A 20,046-nucleotide genomic window follows, 5' to 3' on the forward strand; every position below is an offset into this window, starting at 1 on the left:
CCAAGCGAAGGACACCAGAAGCAACGTCGATGCAAGACGGTGCAACCGAAGTCTGTTCGAAAGGGGATGAGCGATGTATGTAAGGAGAATGCGCAAGGCGGCGTTGGCCGCGCTTGCGACGAGGCGGATCGGCCTGGAAGTGCGCGTGGCCGCGATGTGCACGGGACTCGCGTTCGCGCAGGCCGGCTGGGCGCAGTCGCAGGATCAACAACCGCCGGCCGCGCCCGGATCATCGAATCCGGCCATGGCCGACGCGACGTTGCCCGCGATTCGCGTCGAGGGCACCGTTCCGACAGGATACGGGCCGCTCGTTGAAAGCGATCGGGTCAACGACCCGCAACAGCGCGTCGCGGCCAGCAAGACCGGAACGAAGCTGGAGGATTTGCCTGCCAGCGTTCAGGTCATCCCGCGCCAGCTGGTTTCCGAGCAAGGCGGCACGATGCTGCGCGACGCCATCACGAACGCGAGCGGCGTCAATCAGGGCGGCCAGGACTCGAAGGGCTATTACGATCACTTCCTGATCCGCGGGCTGAACGCGCAGATCTACGAGGACGGCTTTTCCGACGGCGACGAACTGAGCGGCATTTCGCACTCGCTCAACGGTGTCGAGCGGATCGAGATTCTCGAGGGGCCGGGATCGGCGCTGTTCGGCAGCGGCCCGCCGGGAGGCACGATCAATATCGTTCACTACGAGCCGTCGCCGGATTTCCACTATGGCGGCAGCGTGCAGGCGGGATCGTTCGGCACGGTCACCAACAGCGACTACATCACCGGGCCGACCGGCATCGCCGGACTGAACTATCGTGTCGACGCAACGTTCGCGCGCTCCGACGGATTTCGCGACCTGAGCAGCCGCGACTCAGAGATCAGGCCGTCGCTGCAATGGGAACTTGGCAAGCATACGATCGACTTCTCGCTCGATCTGCGCGACACGCACGAAACGCCCGATTCGTACGGGATCATCTACTTCAACGGTTCGCCGCTCGGCGACGTCTCGCGCGATGCCAAGTTCTCGACCCCGTTCGCGTTCGCCAAAGAAACCTACGTTCGCCCGACGCTTTCGGACAAGTGGAAGGTGAGCGACGTGCTGACGATCAACAACCGCTTCTCATATCTGCACCGCTCGCTCGACGTGCTGACAAACGGCGACAGCACCAGCACCATGGTCAGCGACGGAGAGGTGGTCGGACGCCAGCTCAGAGAACAGGACGACAGCGACAACAGCTTCGACTACCAGCTCGAACCGGTCTGGAAATTTGCGACCGGCAGCGTCGGGCATACCTTGGTGACAGGCTTCGAATACCAGCATCTGCTGATCGATACGGAGCGGGCCACCGCCGACCTGCCCAACATTCCGGATGCGTTCGCACCGGTGCCGCCCGAAACGAGCGTGGCCGGGCTGACGTTCCTGTGCGACGCGAAGCATTCGTGCGACAACGATCATCTGGTCGCGAACTACTACAGTCTCTACGCAACCGATCAGATCGACGTCACCGACAAGTTCAAGCTGCGCGCAGGCATCCGGCAAGACTGGTGGGACACGTCGCTTACGCCGTCGATTTCGGTGCCCGGCCGCTTCGGCACCGACGGGCAACCCTTGCTCGCCGGCGTGACCGACACGCGCAACGACGCACCCGTGAGCTGGAACATCGGTGCGCTTTACAAGGTGCTGCCCTGGCTCACGCCTTACTTCGGCATCTCGAAGAGCCATTTCGCGAACTTCAATTCGGAGAACACGCAGAACGGAATCGGCGCACCGGAATCCGCGCTGCAATATGAAGCCGGCATCAAGTTCGGCCTGTTCGACGACAAGTTCATCATCAACACCGCGCTCTTCGACGTGACCCGCGACAACGTTGCCGCGCTGACGACCATCAATGGCGCCGAGTCTGTCGTCTTCGACAGTCAAAGGACGAAAGGAGCCGAAGCATCGATCGATGCAAGCCTAACGAACCAGTGGCACGTGATCGCGAACTTCACGGCGCAGGATGCGGTCATCACCGACAATCCGCAAGGCATCACGTCGGAGGGTCATCATCCGCAGGGCGCGCCGGCGTATATCGCCAATCTCTGGACGACATACGATTTCTCGATCGACGGCATCCCGGGATTTCACGTTGGCGCGGGCGTCAACTATGTGGCGAAGACGTATAGCGACATCACCAACGTCAACTCGATCCCGTCGTACGTGATCGCGAACGCGGCCTTCGGCTATGACGCGCCGCGCTGGGGCATCGACCTGAACGTGCACAATCTCACCGACCGGCGCTACTTCGTCGCAGCCAATGCGGCCGGTGCGTTCGTAGGCGAATCCCTGAGTGCGTTCGTGAATATTCACGCGAACTTCTGATCCGGTGTCTCGCGCCGAGGCATTTCGATGCCTCTGGCGACGGTCGACAGACTGCGTCTTCCGATCCGTACACGCTGCCGGATCAGGCGCAGTCTGAAGTTGCCGCGCTTACGGTGCTGGCCAATCGAGGCTCATGACGTCGCAGTCGCGCCGCGCGGTGACTCAGCGCGAAGGACAGCACCGCCGAACACGAGCGCACTGAGGGCGAGAACCGCCGCGAACATCGCCGTGCCGGTCGACAGGCCGAGAAAGTCGATTGCATAGCCGGCCGACACCGCCAGCAGTCCCGCCGGCAGATAGCCGCCCATGTTCATGACCGCATTGGCCTCGGCTCTGCGGGTGTCGGGCACATGCAGGCTGATGAGCGTCAGGCCGCCCAGCTGGCCCAGACCCTGGCCCGCACCCGCGAGCAAGGCGGCCACCACCAGTACGGGGGCCGACGACGCATGCACCGCAAGCCACAGGGCGCCCATCGCGAGGACGGTCGCAGTGGAGCCCGCGGCGAATATCGCCCGTACCGGCCACAGGCGTACAGCAAACTGCACGCCTGTGGCCGTCACGAACATCGCGCAGGCCATCCCGCCTGCGAGCAGCGGGCTGCGGACTTCGAGCAGACGCGCGAGGAGCGACGGTCCCAGCGCCAGCACGAACGATGTGGCAGTGATGCCGGGCCCGAACACGGCAATGCCGGATAAGACGTGGCGCCGATATTCTTGCGGAACTGACGGCAGACGCAGGCGTGCACCGGCGTGCGCCGCTTCGGCCGGCCGTGTCAACGGCAGCCGCATGGTGAGGACGAACGCGCTCAGCAAGACGAGAAATTCGACGGCGAACACGGGCCGCACGGGATGCGCGAGGGTTTGCGCGATACCTCCGGCCAGCAGCGGGCCGAGGCCAGCGCCGAGCACCATGGCCACCGACGCAAGCAGTGCCGCCTGCCGACGCCGTCGCGTTCCGCCAAGGTCGCCTACCGACGCCATGCCCGCGGACACCATGACACCCACCGCGATTCCGGTCAGCAGGCGGGCGACGGCAAGCATCGCGATGGACGATGCAGTCGCGAAAAGCGCGCAGGCGACCAGTGCTGCGAAGAGGCCCGGCAGCAAGACCGCCTTGCGGCCGAGGCGGTCGGACAGCTGTCCGGCGACGAGCAATGTGCCAAGCAGTCCGGCGATGTACAGCGCAAAGATGACGGTCAGCGTTCCCGACGAAAATCCGAGCGCGCGCTGCCAGACCACATACAGCGGAGTCGGGGAGTTGGACAGCATGAACACGGCTGTGACAGTCCACGCGGCGCGGAACATGTCGGCGGTGAAGGATGCGGGCGCGCGATCCGGCTGCGCGACAAGCGTATCGGACATGGCGTCCTCCGGGGTGGGTAAGAAGGGACTGGGCGACCCGGTCAGCGGCAGAACTTTCTCCGCGTCCCGGTACGTCGATCCGGTGCCCCATTCTTGCCCATCGCCCGCCGCGCGCCCATTCCCCAAATGTGCGGACCGTCGATGCAACAATGCGCAAGCCCGCACTGGCCGCAAAAACGCCATGCGGCTTGATCGGCCGGGCAGTTACCGCGCCTCTCTGCTGTCGTCAGGCGCCGGTATCAAGGCGCCTGTTGCGGGTCGTCGATCGATGCCGGATGACGGCAAAGCGCGGTGACCTCGATGTCCATATAGGGGAAAAGCGGGAGCGAGCTGAGGATTCCATGAAGCTCGTCGGTACTGTCCACGTTGAAGATGCTGATGTTTGCCCACTTTCCGGCGATGCGCCAGACATGCAGCCATTTCCCCGCGCGCTGAAGCGCCTTGGCTTGCTCGACTTCTTCCGCACTCAGCGCCCTGATTTTCTCCATGTCCGCTTCGGGTGGAACGCGAACGGTGATCTGAACGTGAAAGAGCATGGATGCCTCCGAAACAAGTAGGCGCGACGCCGAGCGCGGACATGTCGTGCTGATACGTCAACGGGCGGCTTTTGCAGCCACGTGACGATCGAGTGCCTTCACGAACACGTCCGCGATGCCATGGTCGGACGGCGGATTCTGGCCCGTGATGAGTTCGCGATCCTCAACCACGTAGGCTTCGAAGACGCCTTTGGTCTCGACCTTGCCACCGGCGATCTCCAGTGCGGTGACAACGTAGAACGGCACCTTGCTGCCGCCCATGATGTTCTCCTCGACATACTGTTCTTCGTCATTCGAGAAGATGGTCATGCGATAGCCGGCGTACTGCCAGCCCTCGGCCGCACGTCTCGCGGCTGCCATATCGTCGTTCACGAGCGCCTGCCGGAATTCCCTGGCCTTCGGCATCGCCGCCGTGACGGCGATCGGGCCATGGCAGAGCAGCGCAGTCGGCTTGGATGTGGCATGGAAATGCCGCAGAACTTCGCCCAGGTCGGGGTCCTGCATGAGGTCGACCATCGGCGGATGACCGCCGGGCACGAACACGCCCGCATAGTTATCGAGACCTTCATCGATGACGGAACGGATCGAACGCGGATTGCGCATGCCGGCGTTCGTGGCGACGAAATCGAGTGCCTTCTGCAACGCCTCCTCGCTGCCGCCGAAGTGGTCGGCCACGACCGAATGCTGGTCGACTGCGGGCTGCTTGCCGTTCGGCGTCGCAAGAACGACCTCGTAACCGGCGTCGACGGCCGCCTGGGAAGGAATGGCAAGCTCGTTGAGATAGTAGCCCATCGGTTCCTTTCGCCCGTCCTTCAACTCGAACATGTCGGCGCTGGAACCGACGACGAGGATCTTTCCCTTGGTGTTCATTCTGCTCTCCACGATGGTTGAGGCTTCGAGATGATGGGCGCACCAGAACCAGACGCGCGCCCGCTTGCAATGTCTGCTGCCGGCGCTACGCCTTGATCAGCGCGGGGTCGATTGGCAGTTTGCGGATGCGCTTGCCGGTCGCCGCCGCGACCGCGTTCCCCACGGCCGGGAACAATGCCGATGTTGCTGCTTCTCCGATGCCTCCCGGCGGCTCGGCGCTCCTCACGATATGCACCTCGATAGCGGGGGCTTCATTGATCCGCATCACGCGATAGTCGTTGAAGTTTCCCTGTTCGATGCGTCCGTTCCTGAAGGTGATCTTGCCCCACAGCACGGCCGAGCACCCGAAGATCACGCCGCTCTCGATTTGCGCACGCACGATGTCGGGATTCACGACATGTCCGCAATCGACCGCGCAGACCACGCGCCTGATTCTCACTTCACCGTTTTCGTCGACCTCGACTTCCGCCACCTGTGACAGGTAGGAGGCAAACGCAAACTGAACCGATATGCCGCGTCCCGCGCGCACGCCTGCGCGTCCTGCCTTGAGCGGCTGGTCCCAGCCGGCTTTCTGGGCGGCGAGTTCGAGCACCGTATTCGCGCGAGGCTGATTCGCGAGCAGCGAGCGGCGATATTCGTAGGGATCTTTCTGTGCCGTATTGGCGAGTTCGTCGATGAAACTCTCGACGACGAAGACGTTGTGCGTCGGTCCCACACCGCGCCATTTGCCGATCGGCATGGGTGTCTCGACGCGCACGTAATTGATTTGCACGTTCGGGATCGCATACAGGAGATTGGTGGCGCCGTTCACGGCGTCCGGGTCGACACCGTTCTTGAACGTGCTCGGCAGATAGCGCGCCATGACGGCCGCACCGGTCACCTTGTGCGTCCACGCGAGCGGCATGCCGCGCGCATCCAGTACGGCTTCCAGCCGGTTCAGGTAATACGTGCGGGGGATGTCGTGCTGAATGTCCTCTTCTCGTGTCCAGATGAATTTCACCGGACCTTGTACCTGCCTGGCGAAGCTCACCGATTGCGTCACGTAGTCCACTTCCAGCCGGCGGCCGAAGCCGCCTCCGAGATACTGGCCGTGAACCTTCACCTTCTCCTTCGGCAATCCCGTGATCGCGGCCGCGGTTTCCTGCGCGCGGGCGGGCACCTGCGTACCGACCCAGACATCGCACGAATCGGGCGTGACATGCACCGTGCAGTTCATCGGCTCCATCGTCGCGTGCGCGAGGAAAGGCAGCTCATAGCGCGCCTCGATATGCTTGCCGTTCCCGCGGAGTGCGGCCGACGCATCGCCGATCTTCTGCGCGATCACACCGTTGCTCGCCGCTGCCTGTTCCATTCGTGCGATCAATGTCGCATTGGAAAACCCTGCGTTCTCGCCTTCGTCCCATTCCAGCTTCAATGCGGAGAGCCCGCGCTTCGCAGCCCACATGTCGTCCGCGACGACGGCCACCGCGTTGTCGATGCTCACAATCTGCCGCACCCCCGTGATCTGTCGCGCGCGTCGGTCATCCACTGCGCGAAGCTTGCCGCCGACCACCGGACTTGCCGCCACCGTCGCGATCAGCATGCCCGGAACCGCGACGTCGATACCGAAGACAGCGCGTCCTGCAACCTTGTCCGGCGAGTCGAGCCGCTTCACCGGCGTGCCCACCAGCCTGAAGTCATGCGGGTCCTTGAGCGTCACTTTCTGCGGAATTGGCAGTGTGGCTGCCCGACCCGACAGGTCGCCGTACGTCGTCCTCCGGCCCGTTGGCGGGTGCGTTACCGTGCCGTTCTCTGCCTTGCAGGTGGACGGATCGACATTCCATGATTGCGCAGCGGCATTGACCAGAAGCGTGCGGCATGTCGCGCCCGCCTTGCGCATGGGCAGCCACGCGCCGCGTATCGATGCCGACGCCCCGGTAATCTGACTGCCGATGACCGGATCGCGATACAGGACGTCGTCTGCGGGTGCGTGTTCCAGCCGCACATCGGCGAGGGATATCTCGAGTTCCTCGGCGATCAGCATCGAAATCGACGTATACGTTCCCTGGCCCATTTCCACGCGAGGCATGACGAACGTGACCTGGCCCGAGGGCGCGATACGGATGAATGCGTCGGGCGCGAAATCGCCGTCCGTCGAGTTGTCGGCGACGATCTCGTTGGCCGGCGCCAGCATCGGAAGCGCCACGCCGAGCAGCAAGCCACCTCCGCCGCCGGCGATGATCCGCAGAAAATTTCGCCGTGACGTCGAATCAGGCGGCACCGCAATGACGGCATTGGCCGCGCGATCGCACGGAAACGCCGATGCGCTCGCGACGCCACGATCATCATGGGTCGCTACCGGATGCTGGCGGGACATATGCGGGCCCTCAGAAGTGTCGTGGTGCGGCTGTGCATGAAGCACAGGGCCGTTTCTTGCCTCACTGCCCGGTGTCGCGCATTTTCCGCACATCGGTCACCGCGACCGGGCCCTGGTTGTTGCTCCAGCTCTGGCGGGTGAAGGTCAGCACGTCGGCGATTTCCTGGTCGTTCAGCACGGTGCGATACGCGGGCATCGGGTAAGGCGCCGGCATACCGTCGATCACGAGTTGGCCGCTGCCGTTCAGCACCACGTTGACAAGCGAGCTCGCGTCCTTTTCCAGCAGGTTCGGATTGCCGGCGAGCGGTGCCAGATACGGCGCCGCACCCCGCCCATCGGCACCGTGGCAATGCAGGCAGTAGGTCGTGTACAGAATCGCGCCGCGGTTGCCTGCCGGCCTCGTCAACATCGCCACCGTCGTTTTCGGATTGAACGCGTAGGGAGGTCCATCGTCGCTGCGCGCCGGCGGCAGCGATTTCAGATACACCGCCATTGCGTTCAGGTCCGCGTCGCTCATGTATTGCGTGCTGTGATTGATCACATCGGTCATCGATCCGAACGCGGTCGCATGCGCATTCGCGCCCGTCTTCAGGAACCCATGCACGTCCTCCACGCTCCAGCGCCCGAGGCCAGTGTTGTGATCGCCCGCCAGGTTCGACGCGAACCAGCCTTCCAGTGCCGCTCCGCTCAGGAATGCGTGGCCGCTTTCGTCCAGCGCCTTCTCGTTCAAAGTGGGACTGCGCGGCGTGTGACATGCGCCGCAGTGTCCAAGTCCCTGCACGAGATAGGCGCCGCGGTTCCACACCGCGTCGCGCGCTTTCTTCGGCTGATACACGGCCTTGTCCAGAAAGACCAGGTTCCACAGTTTCAGCGGCCAGCGCATGTTCATGGGCCAGGGAATTTCAGATGCCCGATTCGCCTGCCTGACCGGCGCGACGCCTTGAATGAAGTACGCATATAGCGCGCGCATGTCGTCGTCGCTGACCTTCGCATACGAGGGATAGGGCATGGCGGGGTAGAGATTGCGGCCATCCCTTGCAATGCCCTCGCGCACCGCGCGAAGGAATTCGGCCTGCGTGTAACGTCCGATTCCCGTCTCGGGATCGGGTGTGATGTTCGTGGTGAAGATCCTGCCCATCGGCGTGGTCATCGGCAGTCCGCCAGCGAACGGCTTGCCGCCGGGTGACGAGTGGCACGCGACACAGTCTCCTGCCTTCGCCAGGTAGGCGCCGCGGGCAATCAGGTCGGCTGCGGCGCCGTCGGCTCCATACACGCAAATCGGCAGCGTTGCCGTCATGGCCGCGATATACATCCGCCACCTCGTCATGCAAGGGCCGTGAGTGCTCATGGTCGCGTCCCTTCAATCCATCGGGCGTACCTCTCGTCGCGTGGCGGGCGCCGGCGCAAGCCGTTGAGGCTCCGCACCGAAGACCGTTCATGCGCCTGCACGGACCATGCCACTTCGACGGGACGCCGCACCATTTCAACGCTCCTGAGCGGCCTTCTTGATCGCCGCCCGAATCCGTAGATAGGTGCCGCAGCGGCAGATGTTGCCTGCCATCGCCGCGTCGATATCGGCATCGCTCGGATTCGGATTGGCGGCGATCAGCGCCGCAGCGGACATGATCTGTCCGGACTGACAATAGCCGCATTGCACGACGTCGATATCGAGCCACGCCTTCTGCACTTTCCTGCCTGCCGGCGTTGTTCCGATCGCTTCGATCGTGGTCACCTTGCGGGCGCCGATAGCGGCCATCGGCATCACGCACGAGCGTACCGGCACGCCGTCGAGATGCACCGTGCAGGCGCCGCATTGCGCAATGCCGCAGCCGAACTTCGTTCCCATCAAACCGACCCTGTCGCGCAACACCCACAGCAGCGGCATGTCAGGCGGCGCGTCGACCGTGTGGTCCTCGCCGTTGATGTTAATCGTTTGCATGCGAAAAGATTTCTCCCGGCAGTCAACAGCGTGAAGCACGCGATGCGGATCAAACCACGACGTAGCGCGCACCGCCGCATGCGAAGCGAACGTCGACCAGGACATCACGCCGGGGTACTTGTTCAACGTTCGTGGAAGCTGGCGCGGATGATTGGTCAGACTGGAAGTTAGTGTTTCTGATTGAAACCCTCATCCTCGTACTGCCGGTCTTCAGGGACAAGGGATTTTTGTCACGGACACGTGCTGGGTTTCAGAACGGACGCTGGTTCGCCGTCGAATGAGATCCACGTCTTCTCTACCAGGCGCGGGAGAGAGGCTTCTCAAGGTCAGGTGGTGATCCATGTCATTGAGTATCAATCTAGATGCCCGTTGACGGCACTTCCATACGTGTTTCAACCGAGGCTGATGCGAGCCGGTCGCGGTGGATGTGATGCAACTCGTCCGAATGCGAGTGCAGCGGGGGCGACTCGAAGGTTTCCGGATCGACCAGCCATCGGGAACGCGAGGTCGTACATCGGTTGATGGCCGCCGGAGCGTTGAGAAGCGACTTTGACGTTTCGTCGGGGTTCGGCAGTCGAACATCGTCAGGGCGATGTTCACCGTCCGAACGTTCGATTTCAGGATCGGGACATCACGCGGCTAGTGACCGGGAAAGCAGTCGGCGATGAATTGCATGACGCTTCGGATCGCAGGCGCGTGCCGCAGATCGTTATGAATGGAAAGCCATACGTCACGGGTGAGCGGTGCGCCCGTGCTTTCGACCACGGTCAGTTCCTCGTCCCAGTCGCCGAGAAAGTAGGGCAGCGCAGCAATGCCGACACCGGCTCGCGCCGCCGACAACTGCACGTCGAGGCTGTTGCTGCAGAGCACGATCGGGCGCGAAGCGGCCTGCGCGTCCAGCCATACCTGCTGGGCCGACCCGTCCATGCTGTCGTCGTATGCGATGAATTCGTAGGCTTCGGGCGCATGCGAGGCCAGATACGCCGGCGACGCATACAGCGCGAACGGCACGACCGCAATCTTGCGCGCGACGAGGTCCGCTTCGGTCGGCCGGCTCAGGCGCACGGCGATATCCGCTTCCCGGCGTATCAGCGACACATTGCGCGTCTCCGCGACAAGCCTTATGCGGATCGCGGGATGCTGCGCGCGCAGCTTGTCGAGATTCGGCGCAATGACGCTGTTTGCCATCGAAGGCGGCGCGCTGATCACCACCTCGCCGGAAACGACCTCCTGCCCGGCAATCGACATCCGCTCGACGGCGAACGACTCTGCCTGCATGCGCTTGCCGCGTTCCGCGATGCGTTCGCCATCTGCGGTGAGGACGTAGGCACGCGGGCGGCGGTCGACCAGCTTGAGTTCGAGCGACTGTTCGAGCGAAGCAATTCTGCGCGCGACAGTCGCATGATCGACCTTCAATTGCCGTGCCGCTTTGGCAAGCGATTGCTCCTGACTGAACGCCACGAAGTAGCGTAGATCCTCCCAGTCGAACATGAACTCTCTCCTTTGCTCTTTCGATCGCCGGGATCTCGAGATGCGGTAACTGGACGGGATATTGGAAGGCAGCCGGACCGACTCCGATCATATATTTTTCCGCACGCCACCGACGATAGACACGAGCCACGCCGTTCTCGAATCGACCGGCGCACGATGCCTTGCGCATTGCTGCACCTGGAGCCCGCATGTTTGGGGAATAGGCAGGGCGGGTGCGGCGGACAAGAATGGCTGCAACGGATCGACGCACCGGCGCGCGAAGGCAGGTCTTCCGCAGACACCGGAGCGTCGGGTCCCTTCTTGTCTGTCAAGGAGCCTGACATGAAACGCATCATGATCGCAGCCATCGTCGCCGCCGGCACGCTCGCATCCGGCGCCGCTTTCGCAGACGGCGAGCCCATTGGAATGACCCGGGCGCAGGTCCGGGCTGAACTCGCCCAGGCCCGCAAGGACGGGCTATTCGACGCCCCGGACACGACTTATCCGACGGCGCAGCTGCGTGCGGCGGAAAAGCGCGGCGTGATGGCCGCAGGGATCGAAGCGTCGGATGTGGGCGGGGCCGACACGAGTCGCGTACAAAGCGGCCGCCGTACGGCGACTGCGCCCGTCGGGCGCGACAGCATCTACTTCGGTCAGTGAGCGAGAACATCATGAGCCAGAAAACGCTCGTCATCCTCGCCCATCCGAATCTTGCCGGGTCGCAGATCAACGCGGCGTGGCGAACGAGGCTCGAGGAAGCATCGGGTCCGGTCACGATTCGGGACCTTTATCAGCTGTATCCCGACTGGAATATCGATGTGGCTGCGGAGCAGGCGCTCCTCGAAAGCCATGAGCGGATCTTTCTGCAGTTTCCTGTGTACTGGTACAGCTCACCGCCACTGCTGAAAAAATGGCTCGACGACGTCCTCACTTACGGCTGGGCATACGGCCCGGGCGGCGACCGGCTGGCGCACAAGGAAATCGGGCTGGTCGTCTCGACCGGCAGCCCTGAAGCCGCTTATCAGACGGATGGCCGTCTCGGACACACGCTGGACGAACTGCTTCGTCCGTTCGAACAGACGGTTCGTCTTGTCGGCGCGCACTACTTGCCCGTTTTCGCGTTGCAGGGCGCGAATCACGTGATTCCGGCGGATCAACTGAGCCGCAGCGCGAACGACTATCTCGGGCACGTTCGTGCACCGTGCGAAGTCGCATAGCCGGTCCGTCTGCCCTTCATCAGCATCAGCGTCTGGAGTTTGAAGCATGGAAAGAGTCATGAATTACATCGGCGGACGATCGGTTGAACCGTCGACCGGCGAGTACATCGACAAGGTGGACCCGCGAACGAACCGGAAGCAAAAGGAAGTCGCGAGCAGCGGGCCGCAGGACGTCGACATGGCCGTCGCGGCAGCGGCTGCGGCGCTGCCCGCGTGGCGGGACATGCGTCCTTCCGGGCGCGGACGCATCCTGGTGGACATTGCGCGTTCGGTGAGAAACAGCGCGCTGCGCCTCGGCGACATCGAACGCGCGGAAACCGGCAAGCCCGGCCGCGAGATGGCGCAACTGATCGACCTGACGGCGCAATACCTGGAGTTCTACGGCGGCATCGTCAACACGATGGATGGTGACGTGATCAATGTCGGACCGGACTACCACGTCTATACCCGTCGTGATCCGTTCGGCGTGGTGGGCATCATTCTTCCGTGGAACGCTCCGCTGCATCAGGCCGCGCGCGCAATCGCACCGGCGCTCGCGACGGGCAACACCATTGTCGCCAAGCCGTCGGAGTTCACGTCCGGATCGCTGGTGGAGTTCGGGAAGCTCGCAGAGGAGGCGGGATTGCCCGCGGGCGTGCTGAACGTGGTGTTGGGCGTGGGTCCTGTCGTCGGACCTGCAATGGTCAGCAATCCCGCGGTGCGGAAGATTTCGTTTACAGGCAGCGTCCGTGCGGGGCAGGAACTCGGCAAGCTCGCCGCCGAGCGCATTCTGCCCCTGACGCTCGAGCTGGGCGGGAAATCGGCCAACATCGTATTCGCCGACGCGGATCTGGACGCCGCCGCGGAAGGCTCCACGACCGCCTTCACCTGGAACAGCGGTCAGTGGTGCGCGGCCGGCACCCGCCTGCTCGTAGAGGAGAGGATTTACGACCGGTTCGTGGAAAAGCTGCTCGCGTACGTCGCCGCGTTGCGCTTCGGCCCGGAAGACGAAGCCTCCTACGGAGCGATCACGACCCGCGCACAGTACGAGAAGATCCAGGCGTTCTTCGAGATCGCGAGGCGCGACGGCCTGACACCGGCGACAGGCGGCAAGGTTGCGAGCGGTCCCGCGTTCGGCGACGGCTGGTTCATCGAGCCCACGGTCTACGCCGGTGTCACGAACGACATGCAGATCGCCCGGGAAGAGGTCTTCGGGCCGGTACTGAGCGTCATCCGGTTTCGCGACGAGGCGGATGCCGTGCGCATCGCCAATGACTCCGTGTTTGGGTTGTCGGCGGGGATCTGGAGTCGCGATATCGGGCGTGTTCACCGTGTAGCGGCTCAACTGGAGGCCGGCCGGATCGTGGTGAACGAATACGGCGGCGGGTTCGTGCAAACCCCCACGGGTGGTTACAAAAGCAGCGGCTACGGCAGGGAGCAGGGCGTCGAAGCGCTCGGCCATTACACGCAGCTCAAGTCGGTCATCATCCGCTTATAGGCCTGGCCATTCTTGGATTCGCGTTTTCAAATGCCAACTGCTGAACCCGATTTATTTACACGATTTTTTAAGTATTTGATTTAAAAGAACTTCGATTTATGCGTCTCGCCGGTCCGCGCGTAACGCCTTCAAGCGCGGGCCGGGGCGTCTTTGACTACGTCAGACGCCCGGTTAAAGCAACCCATCCCGGAAACTCCGGATAAATCCAAGGCGTAATTGCCGCCGGGGCCGGCTATTGCCCGAAACGCCAACCGATCTCTCCGAATCCGTTCAGCATTCGTTTTCAAACAACCACCGAATAGCACCACCCGGACCAAGCCTCGCGATTATTCGCTGCGAGGACATTCTGATTTTCCATCTGGCGTCATTAAGTTTTGCGAGATGCATAGTAATTTAGCGTCAAACGTTGCGCCGCGCCGGGATGGACCACAAGAACAAGAGCAATCAGGAGACGGATGAAACCTGCCGGAACTTCCGCCGGCCGGGTCGGAAGTCATGTCAGCGTCCCCTTTCCCCCAGACCTCTCCCTGCACGACGCGCCGCGGGACCGCGAATTGCACCTGTTGTCGACGATCGGCCCCGGCGAGTCCCGTAATGGGGTTTTGCCTCATCGTAAGGTCAGGGTTCAAGGGCGATCATGGGTGGCGGCTGGTTTCCAGTTCAACAGCGGCGCGACTCTGAAACTGCTTCGTGAGCGGAATGAACGACCCGTTCACTTGCCTGACCACCCCGATGCAGGGGTGGGGCGTGCGTGGCTTCGTCCGGCGCGCGTTCGCGGTCAGGCTATCCGAAGGTGTTGCAGCACCGAAGTAAGGGCGGATGCCCGCCGGGCATCCAGACGAAGTCAGTGAGTCGGCAGCAGTCACAGAAACTGTGCCGACGGCCAAGTTCAGGATCAGGAGACGTCATGGAAACGAAACCGCTATCACCGGCCGGGCACGGCGCCGAAGGCGAGCACAGAAAGCAGACAAAGAAGGCGACCGCGAGCGGCTGGATCGGCTCGGCGCTCGAGTACTACGACTTCTTCATCTACGCCCAGGCCGCCGCACTGATCTTTCCGCAGCTCTTCTTTCCGTCGGGCAATCCGAAGGTCGCCATTGTCGCGTCGCTCGCGACGTACGGCGTCGGCTATGTCGCGCGCCCGATCGGCGCTTTTGTCCTCGGTCACTGGGGCGATACCCACGGCCGCAAGACGGTGCTCGTGCTGTGCATGTTCCTGATGGGCTTCTCGACGATGGCCGTCGGCCTGTTGCCGACCTATAGCCAGGTGGGCATGCTCGCCCCCGCGCTGCTCGTCATTCTGCGTCTCGTGCAGGGCTTCGCGGTGGCGGGCGAGATTTCGGGCGCCAGTTCGATGATTCTCGAACACGCGCCATTCGGCCGGCGCGGCTACTTTGCGAGCTTCACGCTGCAGGGCGTGCAGGCGGGGCAGATCCTGGCCGCCGCGGTGTTCCTGCCGCTCGCTTACTACATGCCGGACGACGCATTCAACTCGTGGGGCTGGCGCATTCCGTTCCTGCTGTCCGCGTTCGTGCTCGTCGCGGGCTACATCATCCGCCGCGAAGTGGACGAAACGCCTGCGTTCGCCAAGGAAGACGAAAAGGGCGAACTGCCGAAGTCGCCGATCGTCGAGGCCTTCAAGTTCTGCTGGAAGGACATGATCCGCGTCGTCTGCATGGCGCTGATGAACGTGATTCCGGTCGTCGCGACGATCTTCGGCGCGGCCTACGCGGTCCAGGCGGCGTACGGCATCGGCTTTCACAAGAGCGTCTACCTGTGGATCCCGGTGCTCGGCAACATCCTGGCGGTGATCGTCATTCCGATGGTCGGCAACCTGTCCGACAAGATCGGCCGCAAGCCGCCGGTGATCGTCGGCGCGCTCGCGTCGGGCCTGCTCGCGTTCGGCTACCTCTATGCGATCAGCATCCACAATCTGGCGCTCGCGATCGTCATGTCGCTCCTGATGTGGGGCATCGTCTACCAGGGCTACAACGCGATCTTCCCGAGCTTCTACCCCGAGCTGTTCCCGACGCGCGCCCGGGTTTCCGCGATGGCGATCTCGCAGAACGTCGGCACGACGATCACCGCGCTCCTCCCCGCGCTCTTTGCCATCGTGGCGCCGCCGGGATCGACCAACATCCCGCTCACGGTCGGCGCGATCACCTTCGCCGTGACGATCATCGCGGCGGTCGCGGCCTGGAGCGCCCGCGAGCCGTACCGGATTCCGCTCAGCAAGCTCGGTGAGCCGGACGCGGTTCCCGTCGCCAAGGACGAGTACGAGAGGCTGCGCGCGCAGAGCTTCGCCGACAGCCGGCGCGTCGCCAAGGCATCCGCGTAACGAACGGGGCGCCGCGCCAGGCGGGCCCCCCACTTCTCACGCGGCGGCGCCGGTTCCGGCACTGGCGCCGCCCTCCCGCGCCGCGCAAGCCCGCATCGCGGGCGGCTTCGTGGCGCCGATCCAGACATCGCTTCGATACATCGCTTCCTCCACCCGGACACATTTCGCATGGACAAGACCCGGATTGCAGTCGCGGGCGCCGGCTATATCGGCCGCGCCCACATGGACGTCACTCAGCGCAGTGCGACCTGCACGCTGTCGGCGATCGTCGACCCGGCGCCGGCCGCCGAAGCCGTCGCCGCCCAGGCGGGCGTGCCGCTCTACAAAACGCTCGGCGAGCTCTTCGAGAAGGACCGCCCCGACGGCGTGATTCTCGCGACGCCGAACCAGCTGCACGTCGAGCACGCACTGACGTGCATCGCGGCCGGCGTCCCGATGCTGCTGGAAAAGCCGGTCGCGCCGACCGTGCGCGAAGCCGAGACGCTCGTGAAGGAAGCCGGGCGGGCCGGCGCGAAGATCCTGATCGGCCATCACCGCGCGCACAGCCCGATCATGGCGCGGGCGAGGCAGCTGATCGACGAGGGGCGCCTCGGCAAGCTCGTCGCGGTGATGGGCAGTGCGGTATTCTTCAAGCCCGACGAATATTTCGCCGACGCGCCCTGGCGCCGCGAACTTGGCGCGGGTCCGATCCTGCTCAACATGATTCACGAGGTGCACAATCTGCGCATGCTGTGCGGCGACATCGTCGCGGTGCAGGCGTTCGCGTCGCATGCGACGCGCGGCTTTCCGGTGGAGGACACCGTCTCGATCAACCTGCGCTTCGCTAACGGCGCGCTCGGCAGCTTCATGCTGTCGGACACCGCGGCCTGTCCGCGCAGCTGGGAGCAGACGTCGCAGGAGAACAAGGCGTATTCCACGTACCCCGACGAGGATTGCTACGTGATCGCCGGCACGTCCGGCTCGCTTTCGATTCCGACCATGCGCCTGAAGACGTACGCGCGTGCCGAGGACCGCTCGTGGTGGAAGCCGTTCTACGAGAGCGTCGCCGACATGACGCGCGACGACCCGCTCGCGCACCAGATCGAGCACTTCGGCCGCGTCGTGCGGGGCGAAGCCGAACCCATCGTGAGCGCGCGGGACGGCCTGCAGAACCTGCGCATCACCGAGGCCATCGCCGAGGCGGCGAAAAGCGGCTCGATCGTCGATACGACGCCCGCCTGATTTCGTCGCTCCCGGTCATCCGTTCAACCAGAGGAACACTCATGAAAAACATCCTGATGCTGCATGGCATCAACCACAACATGTTCGGCAAGCGCGATCCCGCGCAGTACGGCACGATCACGCTCGACGAGATCGACGCCCAGCTGAAGTCGCTCGGCAAGGAACTCGGTGCCGAGGTTCAGAGCTATCAGACCAACGGCGAAGGCGACATGTGCGAGCGCATTCACCAGGCGTTCACCGACAAGGTCGACGCCGTGCTCATCAACGCCGGCGCCTGGACGCACTACAGCTACGGCATTCGCGACGCGCTCGCGATCCTTACGGTGCCGGTGGTCGAGATCCACATGTCGAACATCCACGCGCGCGAGGAGTTCCGCCACAAGTCGGTGTTCGCCGAGATCGTCAGGGGCCAGATTTGCGGCTTCGGCGTCGACAGCTACCTGCTCGGCCTGCGCGCCGCGGTGTCCGCGATCAAGTGACCTGCGCGCCGCCTCGCCGTTTCCGCGCGGATACGGCAAGGCGGCGGCTCACGCCTCCAGCGGCATCGCGGTCGTGCCCTTGATTTCGTCGAGGCACACGATCGACTGCACGCGGCTCACGCCCGGCATGCGCATCAGCGTGTCGAGCAGAAATTGCGAGAGCCCTTTCAGGTCGCGGGCGACGACCTTCAGCACATAGTCGATATCGCCCGTCACCGAAAAGCATTCCTGTATCTGCCCCATCTTCGCGACCAGTTCCTGGAACTTGAGCAGGTCGCGCACGTGTCCGCGCTCCATCGTCACCTGGATGAATGCCACGACGCCGAAGCCGAGGCTTTCGGCGTCGAGCCGCGTCTCGTAGCGCTTGATGACCCCCATTTCCTCCAGCCGCCGATGCCGCCGCAGCGTTTGCGCGGGCGACAGCTTGATCGCTTCCGCCAGTTCCAGATTGGAGACGCGCCCGTGCTCCTGCAGCACAGCGAGAATCCGGAGGTCGATGCGGTCGAAGGCGGGATTTTGCACTTTTATTTCCTTAAGAGGCGAATAAGAGAAATCCTAGTGCATTAGCTAGGGTTTGCCACTGGCCTAGACGAAATCCTATTTCGTCTCCCAAAATATAAACTGGGTCCCGTTTCAACGAGCAGGCCGGCACTGCGCGACATCGCATGCAGGCCGCTTCGGAAAGCGCGCGGAACCCCGGCGAGCACGACTGAAATGCGCCGTGCGGCCATTTCACCGACCACCGCCCCCACGAAATCACGGCGCGTGCGGGCGTCCCGAAGACGTTGCCCGGGCTCATTCGTCGCGATCATCGAGTGCAGGATCGGAAAAGCGGCTTCGTCACTCGAAGCCCCGGCCTGAAGCGCCACGAGCGCCGGCACTCGCGACCCGTTTTCACCATAAATAGGGAGACACCAGAAGGCATGCTTGCAGACAACGGAAACCAGGAGCTCCAGCGCGGGCTCAAGAACCGGCACATCCAGCTGATAGCGCTCGGCGGCGCGATCGGCACGGGCCTCTTTCTCGGCATTGCGCAGACGATCAAGATGGCCGGCCCCTCGGTGCTGCTCGGCTACGCGATCGCCGGCGCGATCGCGTTCCTCATCATGCGTCAGCTGGGCGAAATGGTCGTCGACGAACCCGTCGCCGGCTCGTTCAGCCATTTCGCTAACAAATATTGCGGACACTTCGCGGGCTACATGTCGGGCTGGAACTACTGGGTGCTGTATATCCTCGTCAGCATGGCGGAACTGTCGGCGGTCGGCATCTACGTTCAATACTGGTATCCGGCGATTCCGACCTGGGTCTCCGCGCTGACGTTCTTCGTGCTCATCAACGCGATCAACCTGACGAGCGTGAAGTCCTACGGCGAGATGGAATTCTGGTTCGCCATCGTCAAGGTGCTCGCGATCGTCGGCATGATCGGCTTCGGCGGCTATCTGCTGTTCTCCGGCACGGCCGGTCCCGAGGCGAGCGTCACCAATCTCTGGCAACGCGGGGGCTTCTTCCCGAACGGCATGAACGGCCTCGTCATGGCGATGGCGGTGATCATGTTCTCGTTCGGCGGCCTGGAACTGGTGGGCATCACCGCGGCCGAAGCCGACGATCCGTCGAAGAGCATTCCGCGCGCCACCAATCAGGTGATCTACCGTATCCTGATTTTCTACGTGGGCGCACTGGGCGTGCTGCTGTCGCTCTACCCGTGGGAAAAGGTCGTCACCGGCGGCAGCCCGTTCGTGCTGATCTTCCACGCGATGAACAGCAACGTCGTGGCGCACGTGCTCAACATCGTCGTGCTGACGGCGGCGCTCTCCGTGTACAACAGCGGCGTGTACTGCAACAGCCGCATGCTGTACGGCCTCGCGAAGCAGGGCAATGCGCCGCGCGCGCTGCTCAAGGTCAACCGGCGCGGCATTCCACTCGCGGCGCTCGGCGTCTCCGCCCTCGCGACGGCCGCCTGCGTGCTGATCAACTACTTCATGCCCGGCAAGGCGTTCGAGCTGCTGATGGGGCTCGTGGTGTCGGCGCTCATCATCAACTGGGCAATGATCAGCATCATTCACCTGAAGTTCCGCCGCGACAAGCGCCAGGCCGGCGAAACGACTTCGTTCCGCAGCCTCGGCTACCCGTTCACCAACTACCTGTGCCTCGCGTTTCTGGCAGGCATTCTCGTGATCATGTACCTTACCCCGGGCCTGCAGATTTCCGTGTACCTGATCCCGGTGTGGCTCGTGCTGCTCGGAATCAGCTACCATTTCAGGCAGCGGAATGCCGCATCCGCACTGCGCGCGGGCGTTTCCACGCGTTGAGCCCGGCACGCGAAGCCGTTGCCGGTAACCGATAGCACAAGCGGGCGCCATGCGTCGTCTTTCAGGAAGCGACGCGCGGCGCCTTTTTTCGACGGCCGCGCCGGCATGACCGGCCGCTGCCGC

16 protein-coding genes are annotated in these 20,046 nt (G+C 63.5%); 8 read left to right on the forward strand and 8 right to left on the reverse strand.

The genetic code is table 11. From position 1 onward, the window contains the following. The first annotated feature begins 73 nt into the window (after positions 1-73). Complete coding sequence (locus BG61_RS03450) at positions 74-2,350, forward strand: TonB-dependent receptor (protein ID WP_232256313.1); 2,277 nt, start codon at positions 74-76, stop codon at positions 2,348-2,350. Positions 2,351-2,481: 131 nt separating this feature from the next. Here the strand turns inward: BG61_RS03450 and BG61_RS03455 are convergent, their stop codons facing one another. From BG61_RS03455 to BG61_RS03485, 7 genes are all read right to left on the reverse strand, one after another. Next, positions 2,482-3,894 (reverse strand): MFS transporter, encoded by a 1,413-nt coding sequence (locus BG61_RS03455; RefSeq protein WP_206540580.1) that lies wholly within the window; start codon positions 3,892-3,894, stop codon positions 2,482-2,484. Between the two features lie 56 nt (positions 3,895-3,950). Continuing rightward, the gene (locus BG61_RS03460; protein WP_035934993.1) at positions 3,951-4,247 is read right to left on the reverse strand and encodes a muconolactone Delta-isomerase; all 297 of its coding nucleotides are present in this window, start codon (positions 4,245-4,247) and stop codon (positions 3,951-3,953) included. Positions 4,248-4,304: 57 nt separating this feature from the next. Beyond that, a complete protein-coding gene (locus tag BG61_RS03465) occupies positions 4,305-5,117 on the reverse strand; it encodes a type 1 glutamine amidotransferase domain-containing protein (protein WP_035934997.1) in 813 nt (270 codons plus the stop codon). 85 nt (positions 5,118-5,202) lie between these two features. After that, positions 5,203-7,473 (reverse strand): xanthine dehydrogenase family protein molybdopterin-binding subunit, encoded by a 2,271-nt coding sequence (locus tag BG61_RS03470; RefSeq protein WP_081867967.1) that lies wholly within the window; start codon positions 7,471-7,473, stop codon positions 5,203-5,205. Positions 7,474-7,534: 61 nt separating this feature from the next. Next, entirely contained in the window at positions 7,535-8,785 is a 1,251-nt protein-coding gene (locus BG61_RS03475; protein WP_370818081.1) for a cytochrome c, read from the reverse strand. Between the two features lie 171 nt (positions 8,786-8,956). After that, positions 8,957-9,412, reverse strand: coding sequence for a (2Fe-2S)-binding protein (locus BG61_RS03480; protein ID WP_035935428.1), 456 nt, complete (start codon positions 9,410-9,412; stop codon positions 8,957-8,959). Positions 9,413-10,051: 639 nt separating this feature from the next. Then, positions 10,052-10,903, reverse strand: a complete 852-nt coding sequence (locus tag BG61_RS03485) for a LysR family transcriptional regulator (RefSeq protein ID WP_035935002.1) — start codon at positions 10,901-10,903, stop codon at positions 10,052-10,054. A gap of 321 nt (positions 10,904-11,224) precedes the next feature. On the opposite strand from BG61_RS03485, the gene BG61_RS03490 reads away from it, so the two are divergent. The 6 genes from BG61_RS03490 to aroQ all read left to right on the forward strand — a co-directional run bounded on the left by BG61_RS03490 (position 11,225) and on the right by aroQ (position 17,614). Next, positions 11,225-11,542 carry a DUF4148 domain-containing protein gene (locus BG61_RS03490; RefSeq protein ID WP_035935005.1) on the forward strand — a complete coding sequence of 106 codons (318 nt, stop codon included), beginning with the start codon at positions 11,225-11,227 and terminating at the stop codon, positions 11,540-11,542. 11 nt (positions 11,543-11,553) lie between these two features. Continuing rightward, complete coding sequence (locus BG61_RS03495) at positions 11,554-12,099, forward strand: NAD(P)H-dependent oxidoreductase (protein ID WP_035935432.1); 546 nt, start codon at positions 11,554-11,556, stop codon at positions 12,097-12,099. Between the two features lie 58 nt (positions 12,100-12,157). Beyond that, on the forward strand, positions 12,158-13,576 hold the full coding sequence (locus BG61_RS03500) for an aldehyde dehydrogenase family protein (protein WP_232256315.1): 1,419 nt from the start codon (positions 12,158-12,160) through the stop codon (positions 13,574-13,576). A 907-nt stretch (positions 13,577-14,483) separates the two neighbouring features. After that, complete coding sequence (locus BG61_RS03505; protein WP_035935010.1) at positions 14,484-15,914, forward strand: MFS transporter; 1,431 nt, start codon at positions 14,484-14,486, stop codon at positions 15,912-15,914. A gap of 168 nt (positions 15,915-16,082) precedes the next feature. Continuing rightward, on the forward strand, positions 16,083-17,135 hold the full coding sequence (locus BG61_RS03510; RefSeq protein ID WP_035935015.1) for a Gfo/Idh/MocA family protein: 1,053 nt from the start codon (positions 16,083-16,085) through the stop codon (positions 17,133-17,135). A gap of 41 nt (positions 17,136-17,176) precedes the next feature. Beyond that, complete coding sequence (aroQ, locus tag BG61_RS03515) at positions 17,177-17,614, forward strand: type II 3-dehydroquinate dehydratase (RefSeq protein WP_035935018.1); 438 nt, start codon at positions 17,177-17,179, stop codon at positions 17,612-17,614. A 48-nt stretch (positions 17,615-17,662) separates the two neighbouring features. On the opposite strand, the gene BG61_RS03520 is transcribed toward aroQ, so the two are convergent. Then, on the reverse strand, positions 17,663-18,136 hold the full coding sequence (locus BG61_RS03520; RefSeq protein WP_035935021.1) for an Lrp/AsnC family transcriptional regulator: 474 nt from the start codon (positions 18,134-18,136) through the stop codon (positions 17,663-17,665). A gap of 401 nt (positions 18,137-18,537) precedes the next feature. Here BG61_RS03520 and BG61_RS03525 point away from each other — a divergent pair, with 401 nt between their 5' ends. Continuing rightward, positions 18,538-19,923, forward strand: a complete 1,386-nt coding sequence (locus BG61_RS03525) for an amino acid permease (RefSeq protein WP_035935023.1) — start codon at positions 18,538-18,540, stop codon at positions 19,921-19,923. Positions 19,924-20,046: the final 123 nt, after the last annotated feature.

Origin of the sequence: Caballeronia glathei, from assembly GCF_000698595.1 — a bacterium.
GTDB lineage: Bacteria > Pseudomonadota > Gammaproteobacteria > Burkholderiales > Burkholderiaceae > Caballeronia > Caballeronia glathei.